This is a genomic window from Streptomyces zaomyceticus (genome assembly GCF_014656215.1).
Classification (GTDB): Bacteria; Actinomycetota; Actinomycetes; order Streptomycetales; family Streptomycetaceae; genus Streptomyces; species Streptomyces zaomyceticus.
Window position 1 is genome coordinate 82,005 of sequence record NZ_BNBZ01000021.1, and the last position, 11,573, is coordinate 93,577.

The following is an 11,573-nucleotide window of genomic DNA, read 5'->3' on the forward strand; positions in this document are numbered from 1 at the left end:
CCTGAACGCCCGTGGTCAGGGGGTGACGGGTGGTGTGGTGCGGGGGAAGGAGATCTCGACGCGACGGTTCTTCTTGCGGCCCTCCTCGGAACCGTTGTCGGCGATCGGATAGTCCTCGCTGTACCCGCGGATGTCGAAGGTCGTGGCCGGGTCGAGACTCCGCGCGAGAACCAACTGCACCGCCTGCGCACGCTGCTTGGACAGCTTCAGACCGTGCTCGTACGTCCCCAGGTTGTCGGTGAACCCGAACACCCGGACCCGCCCGGACCCCAACTTGTCGATCTCCGCGGCGATGGCGGCGATCCGGGCGGTGGCGGCGGGCCCGAGCTTGGCGCTGTTCTTCGGGAACAACACCTCGGCCTGCAACGCGAAGGTGACGTCGACGTTGGTGTCGGCCCGACGCTGCTCGCCACCCTCCTCCTCGACGATCTGCTTGATGTCGAGAACCTTGGCGGGGGCGAGAGTGGCACCGTCGGGGAGCATCAGCTCCGGCGAGTTGGAGTCGATGGCCGGAGGCGGCGAGGCGGACGCGGCGGAACCGGGGGGATCGTCGGCATGAGCACTGGGCACGGCGAAGGGGCCCAGGGCGACCGTGACGATCGCGAGGGCGGCGAGGCGGCGGTATGTCGTCGTCATCGTGGCGCCTCAGGAGAGTTTGAGGGTGGCGGGTTCGAAGGTGGGGAGCTGGAAGGAGACGTCGGTGGTGGAGGCGGGGGGCGCGGGGAATTGGAGGAAGACCGGGATGGACCGGTCGGCGCCAAGATTTGAGAGTCCGGAGGTGGTCAGTGGGCGCCCATCCGTGTCTCTCAACACGTAGTAGCGCTTCTTCCCCACGGAGTCGACCAGCGTAGCTCCGCCCAAAGAGTTCCCGTGTTTCACGACCTCCGTCTCGTCGCCACTCAGACGAGAGGAAATGATGGTCCCAGCGCTGGACGTGTTCTTCAACTGACCCTTGATGGTCAGGAATCCGCCGGCATCCCGTTCCACCGAGTTGATGGCCAGCTCAAGCCCCTTCTGCCCCTTGGCAACGGCCACAACCTCCTCAGGCTCCTCAGCGCCCGGTGACTCTTGGCCCGCCGGGGTCTTCTGAGGCGCAGGAGTGGTCGCAGCCGGCTTGTCCGCCTTCGGCTTTTCCTCGGCTCCACAGCCGACCGCGAAGAGAGCCAACGATGCGACCGCGAGGGAGGTCAACCCCTTTCGCGCGTACCGAACATTCATGAAGCGCGCTTCCTTTACTCGTCGTCGCCGGTCAGTCGGACAGTGAAGAGATCCACGGCGCTGGGCAGCGTCGGGGCGTCGGGATCGATCGTCCAGGTGTCGCCATCACAGGTGAGCCCAGTAATCGGCTCGGGTTCGGGTTCCGGTTCCGGCTCTTCACCCGGTTCCGTGGGGTCGGGATCGGGCTCGGATTCCTCCGGCTCAGGCTCCTCCGGTGCCGTGAAGAAGCACCTCGGCTCAATCACTGCCGATGCGGACGCTTTGGCACGCTGCGCCGCCGTTCCAGGGACAATGGAGTCGCCGACACTGTCCCGCGTCAGCACCGTGACGCTGAAGCCCTCTTGACCCGAAAGAGGCACACAGCCAGGTTCCGCAATATCCGCGCCGTTCTCGGCAGCGAAGACAGCCGCGTGCTGGCACGCCGAGGACGTGTCGTAATCCCTACCCTGAAGGAATCCGTCCCACTTCCCAGGTTCGAGAATCACCGCGAGCCACCCCTCACGGAGCTGCTCCCTAGCGTCCTGTGCGGCGGCAAGTGCCGCCGAGTCCGCGGCAGTCTGGGCGTCATTACGCAAGGCGCCAGCCTGTCCCACCACGAAGTAGACGAACCCCAGAAACAACAGACCCGCTATGGCGGCGATGTAGACAGGGAACGCCTGTCCCTCATCTCCCCTTGCGTCAGGCGCAGCCACTAGCCGCCCGTGAGTTCGGAAATCTTCGTGGCGATGGCGTCCTTGATCGACTGCCCGATGTCCGTGCCGGTGATGGCCACCACAATCGCCACCACCACCACGATGATCCCCAAATACTCCACCGCCGTCTGCCCGCGGTCCCCGGACAGCAGTCGGCTCGTCATGCGTACTTTGGCCTTGGTCAGAGCCTTCAGCATCGCGTCGTTCATCGTGGTCCCCTCCGCGTTCAGACGCCTGCGCACGGGCACGGTACGCCGACCCCTTCGTCGGTGCACAGGGCCCGTGGGCCCATCTGTGGGCCCGGGTCATCGGGTGGGCCTGGTGCCCAGCCAGGAGGCTATGGCCTCGGCACGGGTGTCGGTGTGGAGTTTGGCGAAGATTCGGTTGATGTGGTTCTTGACCGTCTTCTCGGTGATGAAGCAGGTCGCGGCGATCTGCCGGTTGTTCAGGCCCGTGGCGATCAGGTCCATCACTTCCACCTCCCTCGCACTCAGTCCCCACTGTTCCACAGTCCGTTGCAGGCGCGAAGAGCTGGATTCAAGCTGCGGTGACATTGAGACAATGGGGTCTCCTCCCTCGTGTGCGCTCGCACGCAGCGACCGCAGCAGAACCTCCGACGCCGTCGCCGTGAACCGGGACCGCCCCTCGCCCACGTCCCGGACCGCCCGCACCAGTTCCTCCGTCGTGAATTCGCCGTGCACGAGATAGCCGGCCGCTCCGAGCCGCAGGGCCTCCTCCACCGTTCGCGGTTCGCGGCTGTGGGTGAGCATCAGGACGCGTGCGAGGCGGGCGAGATGGGGAAGGGCCGTCAGGCCGTCGTGCGGGGGCATGCGGGCGTCGAGGAGGATCACCTGCGGTCGGGTGCGGAGCGTTTCACGGAGGGCCGCGCGGCCGTCCGACGCCTCCGCCACCACCCGGAATTCCGGGCGGCCCCCGAGCAGGGACCGCAGGCCCGCTCTGACCACCGGGTTGTCGTCGGCCACCAGGAGTGTCAGTGCCGTCGGGGCCGGTGCCGCCGGGGTCGGTGCCGTCGATGTCATCTCGTGGCTCCCAGGGGGATTTCGAGGCGTACCTCGGTGCCGCGCTCCGCGTCCCCGCGGCCGATCCGGAGCCTGGCGCCCACGCCCGCCGCCCGTTCGACCATGCCCACCAGGCCGAAGTGGCCCGTGCCGCGCAGGGTGTCGAGGGTCGTGCCGGGCGGCAGGCCCCGGCCGTCGTCGCGGACGCTGATGCGGAGCAGGCCCGCGTGGACCCCGGCCGTGACGTCGATGCGGGTCGGGTGGGCGTGGCGGCCGGCGTTCTCCATCGCTTCGGCCGCGATGGAGAGGAGCTGGCGGGCCATCGGGTACGGGACGACGGGCGGGGTGCCGTCTCCCTCCGAGCGGTAGGCCGTGGCGATGCCGGAGGCCTCCCAGCGGGTGTTGAAGTCGTGTACCCGGTTGGTCAGTTCGGAGGCCAGGTCGACGCCGGCCGCCCCGGCCCCGCCGTACGACTGGCTCCGCAGGTCGGAGAGGAGTTCGCGGGATTCGGCCGCGGCCCGGCGGGCCGCGCGGGCGACGAGTGCGGCCCGTTCGTTGACCTCGGCCGGGTCGGAGCAGACGGCGAGGGCGTCGGCGGCGAGGGCGAGGCCGTGCAGGGTGCCGGCGACGGAGTCGTGCATCTCGCGGGCGAGCCTGGCCCGTTCGACCTCGACGGCCTGGGCCGCGGTGAGGCGTACCCGGGCCTCGGCGAGGGCCCGGCCGGCCTCGCCGTACCGCAGCAGCAGGTTGCGCAGGGTGACGCCGAGCGCGCCCGTGATGACGCAGAGGCCGGCGAGCAGGAGGACGTCGCCCCGTACGGCGAGCAGGACGAGGGACTGGAGGCAGGCGAAGAAGGCGGCGCCGCGCCAGCTGTAGGCGAGTCCGGCGAGGAGGGGCGTGCAGACGCTGACGTATCCGAGGGTGCTCTGCGGTCCGGCGGTGACGAGGAGCAGGGCGCCGAGGAGGGTGTCGGCGGCGAGCAGGGCCGGGTGCTTGAGGAGGAGGGGGCCGAAGCGTTCCCAGTCGCGGAAGAGGACGTACGAGCCCATGAAGGTGACGACGACGGCGGCGCCGACGAGCCGGACCGGGAGTCCGGGCGCGGCGCCGAGGAGTGCCGCGGGGGCGGCGAGGGCGATCATCGCGAGGCGGAAGCCGAAGACCTGTCGGCACATGGCCTGGAGGGCGTTCACCTGGAGCGCGTCGGCCTGCGCGTCGGCCCGGATCGCGTCGGCCCGCGTGTCGGCCCGGAGCACGGGGGCCCGTACGTCGGCCCCCGCGCCGCCGCGGAGTGCCTCGGCCCGTACGTCGGCCCGGCGCGTGGCGGTCCGGGGCTTCCCGGTCCGGAGGGTGCGTCTCACCCGCTCACTCGCCCGTCACCGAGCCGAAGTCCGTCCCCGTGCCCAGGAACAGACCCGCGCCGAGCAGGATCATCGTCGCCGGGACCATCAGCGTGGTGATCACCATGGTCGCCTTCGGGACGGCCTTGGCCGCCTTGCGGCGCGCGTTCTGGGCGTCCGTGCGCCGCATGTCGTTGGCGATCTGGATGAGGGTGTCGACGATCGGTGCGCCGAGTTCCTCGCCCTGCTGGAGGGCGGTGACGAACTGGGCGACCTGCTCGGAGTCGTTGCGGCGGCGAAGTTCGTCGAAGGCCTGGCGGCGGCTGACGCCCATGTCCATCTGGCGCAGGGTGATGCGGAGTTCGTCGGCCCAGGGCCCCTCGTACTTCTCGGCGACGCGTTCGAGGGCCTGCCGGAAGCCGAGGCCGGCCGAGACGACGACGGCGAGCACGTCGAGGAAGTCGGGCAGGGTGCGTTCGATCTGGTCCTTGCGGATGCGGACCGCCGACCAGATGCCGACCTCCGTCCAGAACGCGCCGAAGGCGAAGAGAAGCAGGGCCACCAGGAAGGAGCCCTTGCTCAGCATGAGCAGGCCGCCGAGGACGCCCAGGAAGCCGTAGACGGCGCGCCTCGCCCCGTACCGGTCGATGGTGAGGCCGCCGGGGTTTCCGGCGAGGTCGATGCGGCGGCGGACGGCGTTGACGCGTTTGGGGCCCATCAGCCGCAGAACGGCGGGCGACCAGCGCATGCCGAGCCGGTCGACGGCGGAGTCGACGGCGCCGGTGCGGGTGGCGCCGACCTCCAGGGCGAGCCGGAGGTCGTCGGGGAGCTTGGCGTCGGCGCGGTAGAGCCGCAGGCCGTAGGCGACCCCGGCGACGGCGAGGCCGGCGAGGAGGGCGAGGAGGAGGTCCACGGTGGCTGTCCCGTCCCTACACGTCGATCTTCGAGAAGCGGCGGATGGCGACGAAGCCGACCACGTACAGGGCGAACGCGACGACGACGGCGAACTGTCCGATGCCCGAACCGGTCATCCGGTCGAGGGCGCCGGGCTGCATGTTGTCGATGAGCAGGAGCGATCCGACGCCGATGACGGGGACGGAGTACGCGGTCATGCTCACCTGGGAGAGCTGGGTGCGGACCTCGCGCCGGGTCTCCTTGCGTTCCTCCAGGGTCTCGGTGAGGTTGCGCAGGGAGGAGACGACGGTGCCGCCGGCCCGGTTGGCGAGGACGAGGGTGGTGACGAGGACGACGAGTTCGCGGGAGGGCAGGCGTTCGGCGAGTTCTCCGAGCGCGTCGTCGAGGGAGGTGCCGACGGCCAGCTGCTGGGCCACCTTCTCCAGCTCGTCGCCCGCGGGGGCCTCCAGCTCGTCGGCGGCCAGGCTGAGCGCCATCCGCAGGGCCAGCCCCGCCTGGGTGGCGTTGGCCAGGATGCGGGAGAGCTCGGGGAGCTGGTTGATGAACTTCTCGATGCGCTTCTGGCGCTGCCAGCCGAGGTAGCCCATCGCCACCCACACGCCGAGGAGCCCGCAGATCGGGCCGAAGAAGGGGGAGAGCGCGGCCTGGCCGACGACCCAGAGGACGGCGACCGTCGCCGCGAGGGCGACGGTGAACTCGCCGGGTGTGATGTCGAGGCCGGTGGCCGCGATCCGCAGTTCGAGCCTGCGGCCGAGGGCGGTCCGGCGGACGCGCCGGTCGACGCCCCGGAAGCGGCGCCTGCGGCGGCCGCCGGTCTCGGGCGGGCCCGATTCGTCGAGCCGGGCGACGAGCGCCGCGTGCCGGCGGGCCCCGCTCGCGTACAGCTGGACGCCGGTGACTCCCAGGACGCAGCAGAGCAGCGCGACGCCGATCGTCAGCCAGAAGGGGTCGGTCATCATTCCGCCTCTCGGGTGGCCAGGTGGGCGTCGGTCGCGGCCACGCCGAAGGCCTGCGGGATGGGCTGGCCCGCCAGGTAGAGGCGTTCGGCGACCCTCCGGGGCAGCGGGTGGTACGTGAACCGCCCGTACACCCGTCCGTCGGCGGCCAGCGGCTGGGCGTGGAAGCGGCAGACCGTGGCGAGCAGGAAGCGTTCGCGCCCGTGGGAGGCGAGGACGGAGATCTCGGTGATGCGGCGGGTGCCGTCGGGGTGCCGGGTGAGCTGGACGAGGACGTCGACCGCGCTGTTGATCTGGTCGCGGAGCGCCTCGAACGGCACCTTGACCTCGGACATCGAGGCCAGCGTCTGGAGGCGCATGAGCGCGTCCTCGGCCGAGTTGGCGTGGACGGTGGCGAGGGAGCCGTCGTGGCCGGTGGACATCGCCTGGAGCATGTCGAGGGTCTCGCCGCCGCGGACCTCTCCGACGATGATCCGGTCGGGACGCATGCGCAGGGAGTTGCGGACGAGGTCACGGATGGAGATGGCGCCGCGGCCCTCGATGTTCGGCGGGCGGGCCTCCAGCCGGATGACGTGGGACTGCTGGAGCTGGAGTTCGGCCGAGTCCTCGATGGTGATGATCCGCTCGCCGTCGGGGACGAGACCGGAGAGGGCGTTGAGGAGGGTGGTCTTCCCGGTGCCGGTGGCGCCGGAGACGATCAGGTTGAACTTGGCCTGCACGAGTCCGGAGAGCAGGAGCAGCATCTGTTCGTCGAGGGAGCCGAGGCCGAGCATCTCGTGGAGCGTGTACGCGCGGGGGAAGCGGCGGATGGTGAGGGTGGCCCCGGTGAGCGAGAGCGGCGGGATGATGACGTTGACGCGCTCGCCGGAGGGCAGCCGGGCGTCGACCATCGGGTTCGACTCGTCGACGCGGCGGTTGACGGTGGAGACGATCCGCTCGATGGTCTGCATCAGCTGGTCGTGGGAGGCGAAGCGGAGCGGCAGCAGTTCGACGCGGCCGGCGCGCTCGATGAAGATCTGGTCGGGGCCGTTGACCATGATCTCGGTGATCGAGGCGTCTTCGAGGAGCGGTTCGAGCACGCCGAGCCCGAGGGCCTCGTCGACGACGCGGCGGATCAGCTGGGACCGTTCGGCGGTCGAGAGGACGGGACCCTCACGGCTGATGATGTGCCCGAGGACGCGCTCCAGCCGGGCCCGCCGCTCGGCGGCCGCGAGCGCGGACATCTCGGTGAGGTCGATCTCCTCCAGGAGCTTGGCGCGGAAGGCGGCGACGAGGTGGCCGTCCTCCCGGGCGGCGGCGTTGCCGCCGTGGTCCTCGGGGGCGTTGATGCGGGCGCGCAGGCTCATGGCAGGTCCTCCTCGTCGGGCATCGGCATGGTGGCGGTCTTGCGGACGTCGCCGAAGTCGCTCCAGAAGGGGACGACGGAGGGGATGCGCACGGTGACCGTGGCGACGGCCTCGCCCCCGGCGGCGTCCACGTCGACCCCGGTGGCCCAGTCGGCGGCCGCGAATCCGGCCGCGACGGCGTCGGGCCGGTCCTCGGCGTCACTGCTCGCCGCCCGGGCGGCGGCGCGCGCGCCGGAACCCGCCTGCTGCGCGGCGTACGCGGCGACGCCGAGCTGGAGGCCGGCGAGTCCGACGAGGAGCAGGATCGGGAGGAACCCGAGGTACTCGATGGCGGCCTGGCCGCGGTCGCGGAGCGCCTTGCCCGTACGCGCGTTCACCGGCTCTCCTCCGCTACCGCGCCGGCCTTGCCGCGTACGGTGAACAGCCCTCCGACGCCGGGGACCAGGACGGGGACCCGGATCTCGACCACGGCCGTCACCATCCCGCCGCCGGTCGAGCAGGACGGACTCGCGCCGCTCCTCCACGCCCCGTCCAGGTGCCGCAGCGCCGCCTCGCCGCAGTCGTCGCCGACGGCCGCCGCGCGCGCGGCCTCGTCCGCCGCGTTTCCCGCCAGGGTGTACGTGTAGCCGACCAGGACGACCTGCCAGAGCAGGGCGAGGGTGATCAGGATGACCGGCACCATGCCGAGGAACTCGACCGCCACCTGTCCCCTGTCGTCGTCCCGGACCGTGGTCATGGCTCAGCGCCCTCCGGTGCGGCGCCGCAGCCCGAGCGAGCCCCGGTCGCCCGCGCGTGCGAGCTGCTTGCCGGGCTGTCCCGAGGTCGCCGTGGCGGGCGCCTGGACCAGGCCCAGTTCGCCCGCGAGGGCCCACAGCGCCTGCTTGACCGTCGACTTGGCGTCGAGTTCGTGGAGCCGGCCGGCGTCGACGACGGCCTGGAGCTCCTTGAAGTGGGCGGGGACGGAGACGCCCGCGACCCGGGTGCCGGTGATCTTCTGGACGAGGGGCGGCTGGATCTCGGTGGAGCGGTGGTGGCGGTTGACCAGGGTCACGGTCTCCTCCGCCTTGCGGACCTGGAGCCGTTCCCACATGCGTACGGTCCGCTTGGCCGCCCGGACGGCGACCACGTCGGGGGTGACGACGAGGAGCGCGGTGTCGGCCATCTCGATGGTGGCGGCGTTGGCGCTGTCGAGCCGGGAGCCGCAGTCGACGACGACGACCTCGTGGCGGCCGCGCAGGGCGCTGACGACCTGGCGGGCGGCGCGGTCGGTGACCTCTTCGCCGCGTTCGCCCTCGGCCGGGGCGAGGAGCAGTGAGAGGCCGGTCTCGTGGACGTACACGGCGTCCTGGAGGACGCGTGGCGAGATGTCGGCGATGGAGGCGAGGTCGGCGACGGAGCGGCGGAACTGGACGTCGAGGTAGGAGGCGATGTCGCCGCTCTGGAGGTCCATGTCGACGAGGGCGACGGTGCGTCCGGAGGCGCGGGCGGCGAGGGCGAGGTGGACGGCGGTGACGGTGGTGCCGACACCGCCCTTGGCGCCGCTGACGGTGACGACGGTGCCGCCGGGGCCGGTGACCTGCTCGGCGCCCGCGCCGAGGTGGCGGCGGACACCGACGGACCACTGGGCGGCGGCCTGGACGCGGCTGGCGAGCTCCTCGTACCCGAGGGGCAGGGTGACGAGTCCCCGGGCTCCGGAGTCCATGGCCGCGGAGAAGAGGACGGGGCTGGCGTCGGCGGTGATGAGGACGACGCCGACGGCGGGGAAGCGGAGGGCGACCTCGCGGACGAGTTCGAGGGCGGGGACGGGTCCGATCCGCTCGTGGACCAGGACGACCTCGGGGAGTTCGTCGAGGGACGCGGCGGCGAGGCGCGCGAGGGTGTCGACGAGCTGGGTGGAGTCGGTGACCGGCGGGGCGGGTTCGGCGTCGGGGAGCTGGCCGATCAGGGTGGTGACGGACCGGGCCGCGTCGGGGTCGCCGACGGCCGGCAGGATCCTGGTGGTCATACCGGCCTCACTTGTCCTTTTCGAGCGTGTAGGTGCGGTCGCGCTGGTCGGCGGGGGCGCCGCCGGTGGTGGGGGCGACGAGGGCGAGTCGTACGTGCTCGGCGAAGGACTCGGCGTACGCGACGCGCTGGGCGTCGAGGGTGGAGAGGGCGAAGGAGATCGGCACGGCCTCGTTGGCGCGGCCGGCGCGGCCGGAGCTGTCGCTGATCGGGGTGAGCTGGCCGACGTCGAGGACGCGGGCGCCGGCGACGATCATCCGGGACTGGGCGGTCTCGCCCTTCTTCTCGCCGGCGAAGGTGGCGTAGATGTTGACGGTCGCACCGGCCTTGATCTTTCCGGCGACTCCGGTGGCGGCGTCGATCATGATGGCGATCTCCTGCTGGCCCGGCTGAAGTTCGGGCCGCTTCACGATCATGTCGGTCTGCAGGAGGGAACCGGCCTTGAGCCGGGTGACGGCGATCCTGCCCTCGATCTGGCGGAGGTCGGTGACGGCGGTCTCCGAGAGCCAGCGCTCGGGCATGGAGATCTTCTCGAACTGGCTCGGACTCAGCGGCGCGTAGGGGTCCACGTCCTTCTTGATCCGGTACGCGGTGGTCTCCGGGCCGACCTTGGAGTTCACGTCACTGATGACGGCGAGGACGCCGGCGAAGGCGCCGAGGGCGCACAGGACGGACAGCAGCAGCAGGATGACGCCGCGGCGCTGGCGGGAGTTCATGGCCGTACTACCTCGATCGGAGACGTGGGACCGGACGGGCGGGGGCGGGGAGCGGACGGGCGGGGGTCTGGGGCGTGGACCCGGCGGGGGTCGTGCGGGATGCGGGTCACGGCAGCGCGCGCGGGGGGTGCACGGGAGTGAGTGCGTGAGGCCCCGCGGGCGCGGCGTGCGCGCCGGTGCCGAGGGCGCGCGGACTCTGCGCGGGCACGCCCGTTCCCAGAGCGCGGGCGTCCGCGGCGTGAGTGCGGGTACCGGCGCCCGGTGCCCGAGTCTCCGCACCTCCGAGGGCGCGTCCGCCCTGTTCCGGCGCTGTTCCCACGTGCAGCGGCGCGCCGCAGAAGCCGCAGCGGTCGCCGATGAGGTCCATCGCGCACCAGTGGCAGGTCTCGCGCCGTACGGAGGCGACGAGCTGGTAGAGGACGGGTAGGTCGGGCAGGTACGCGGCGAACTCGACGAGTTTGCCGGTGCCCCACCAGCCGGGTGAGGACTCGGGGAGCGCCGCCTCGACCGCGGCCCCCTGGATCCGCCAGCGGGGTACGAGGTGGGCGGTGGGCCAGTCGGTCTGGAGCTGGCCCCGGGCGAGGAGGAGTTCGGTGGTGAACTCGGGTCCCGCCAGGGTCTCTTCCCCGCCGCCGACGCGCACGATCTGCGGGGTGGGTCCGGCGAGGACGGCGAAGTGGGCGCCGGGCAGCCAGCTCTTGAGGTGGGAGCCGAGGCTGACGGGGACGCGGTCGAGCCGGGAGACGGAGCCGAGGACGGCGCCCGCGTAGATGTAGTGGGCGAGCAGCCGGGCGGCGGAGGCGAGGACGCCGGGGCTGAAGTCGCAGCCCGCCAACTGCCGGAGCTGACGGACGAGTACGGCCGCTCCGAGGGGTGGCAGGTCGGTCCTGACCAGGGCGATCCGGTCGCTTTCGAGGAGGCCGCGGACGGCGCGCAGCCGTTGCTCGACGGCGGCCGGGGCGGAGGTGGGGCAGACGACGATCACTTCTCCGTACCGCGCGAGCAGCTGCTGCATGTCGGCGATCGAGGCGTCGAGCGACTGGCTGTCGGGGGCCGGGAGGACGGTGGCGTGCGGGGTTCCGGGGTCGGTCGGTGGCAGCACCAGGTCGGCGCTGGTGACCGCGATCGCTGTCGGCACGTCGGACCCCCCGTCCCCTCCGGCCTCCGCCGTCCCGGGGGCCGCGGATCACTTACCGCGTTCACGGCGTCACCGCAGGGTGCTGCCGCCTCTGCACCTTATCCACGTCCCCCGGGGTGGTGAACACACAATCCGCCAAGCTGTCCCCATTTCTTTGGGCCCGGGCTTGGGCCCCTCGGCCCTTTTCACCCCGCCCGAACAGCCCTTGCTGCCAGAGGTCTTGACAACGCGA

General features: G+C 71.6%; 14 protein-coding genes. All 14 read right to left on the reverse strand.

Annotation, left to right across the window (positions count from 1 at the left end; all coding sequences use genetic code 11):
• Positions 1 to 15: 15 nt before the first annotated feature.
• Positions 16 to 636, reverse strand: coding sequence for an OmpA family protein (locus IE311_RS25040; RefSeq protein ID WP_189834054.1), 621 nt, complete (start codon positions 634 to 636; stop codon positions 16 to 18).
• Between the two features lie 9 nt (positions 637 to 645).
• Complete coding sequence (locus IE311_RS25045; protein WP_189834055.1) at positions 646 to 1,218, reverse strand: hypothetical protein; 573 nt, start codon at positions 1,216 to 1,218, stop codon at positions 646 to 648.
• 14 nt (positions 1,219 to 1,232) lie between these two features.
• Positions 1,233 to 1,910: a pilus assembly protein TadG-related protein gene (locus IE311_RS25050; protein WP_189834056.1), complete on the reverse strand. Its 678-nt coding sequence runs from the start codon at positions 1,908 to 1,910 to the stop codon at positions 1,233 to 1,235.
• The gene (locus IE311_RS25055) at positions 1,910 to 2,107 is read right to left on the reverse strand and encodes a Flp family type IVb pilin (RefSeq protein ID WP_189834103.1); all 198 of its coding nucleotides are present in this window, start codon (positions 2,105 to 2,107) and stop codon (positions 1,910 to 1,912) included. The genes IE311_RS25050 and IE311_RS25055 overlap by 1 nt, the downstream gene beginning before the upstream one ends.
• 108 nt (positions 2,108 to 2,215) lie before the next feature.
• Complete coding sequence (locus tag IE311_RS25060) at positions 2,216 to 2,950, reverse strand: response regulator (RefSeq protein ID WP_189834057.1); 735 nt, start codon at positions 2,948 to 2,950, stop codon at positions 2,216 to 2,218.
• Complete coding sequence (locus IE311_RS25065) at positions 2,947 to 4,101, reverse strand: sensor histidine kinase (RefSeq protein WP_189834104.1); 1,155 nt, start codon at positions 4,099 to 4,101, stop codon at positions 2,947 to 2,949. Before IE311_RS25065 ends, IE311_RS25060 begins: the two co-directional genes overlap by 4 nt.
• A 190-nt stretch (positions 4,102 to 4,291) precedes the next feature.
• Positions 4,292 to 5,179 (reverse strand): DUF5936 domain-containing protein, encoded by an 888-nt coding sequence (locus IE311_RS25070; RefSeq protein WP_189834058.1) that lies wholly within the window; start codon positions 5,177 to 5,179, stop codon positions 4,292 to 4,294.
• Between the two features lie 16 nt (positions 5,180 to 5,195).
• Positions 5,196 to 6,140 (reverse strand): type II secretion system F family protein, encoded by a 945-nt coding sequence (locus tag IE311_RS25075; protein ID WP_229902139.1) that lies wholly within the window; start codon positions 6,138 to 6,140, stop codon positions 5,196 to 5,198.
• Positions 6,137 to 7,483 (reverse strand): CpaF family protein, encoded by a 1,347-nt coding sequence (locus IE311_RS25080; protein ID WP_189834059.1) that lies wholly within the window; start codon positions 7,481 to 7,483, stop codon positions 6,137 to 6,139. The genes IE311_RS25075 and IE311_RS25080 overlap by 4 nt, the downstream gene beginning before the upstream one ends.
• Positions 7,480 to 7,860, reverse strand: coding sequence for a TadE/TadG family type IV pilus assembly protein (locus IE311_RS25085; RefSeq protein WP_189834060.1), 381 nt, complete (start codon positions 7,858 to 7,860; stop codon positions 7,480 to 7,482). Before IE311_RS25085 ends, IE311_RS25080 begins: the two co-directional genes overlap by 4 nt.
• A complete protein-coding gene (locus tag IE311_RS25090) occupies positions 7,857 to 8,219 on the reverse strand; it encodes a TadE/TadG family type IV pilus assembly protein (protein ID WP_189834061.1) in 363 nt (120 codons plus the stop codon). The genes IE311_RS25085 and IE311_RS25090 overlap by 4 nt, the downstream gene beginning before the upstream one ends.
• A 3-nt stretch (positions 8,220 to 8,222) precedes the next feature.
• Positions 8,223 to 9,488 carry an AAA family ATPase gene (locus tag IE311_RS25095; protein WP_189834062.1) on the reverse strand — a complete coding sequence of 422 codons (1,266 nt, stop codon included), beginning with the start codon at positions 9,486 to 9,488 and terminating at the stop codon, positions 8,223 to 8,225.
• A 7-nt stretch (positions 9,489 to 9,495) separates the two neighbouring features.
• Positions 9,496 to 10,203, reverse strand: a complete 708-nt coding sequence (gene cpaB / locus IE311_RS25100; protein WP_189834063.1) for a Flp pilus assembly protein CpaB — start codon at positions 10,201 to 10,203, stop codon at positions 9,496 to 9,498.
• A 106-nt stretch (positions 10,204 to 10,309) separates the two neighbouring features.
• On the reverse strand, positions 10,310 to 11,341 hold the full coding sequence (locus IE311_RS25105; RefSeq protein WP_189834064.1) for a hypothetical protein: 1,032 nt from the start codon (positions 11,339 to 11,341) through the stop codon (positions 10,310 to 10,312).
• Positions 11,342 to 11,573: the final 232 nt, after the last annotated feature.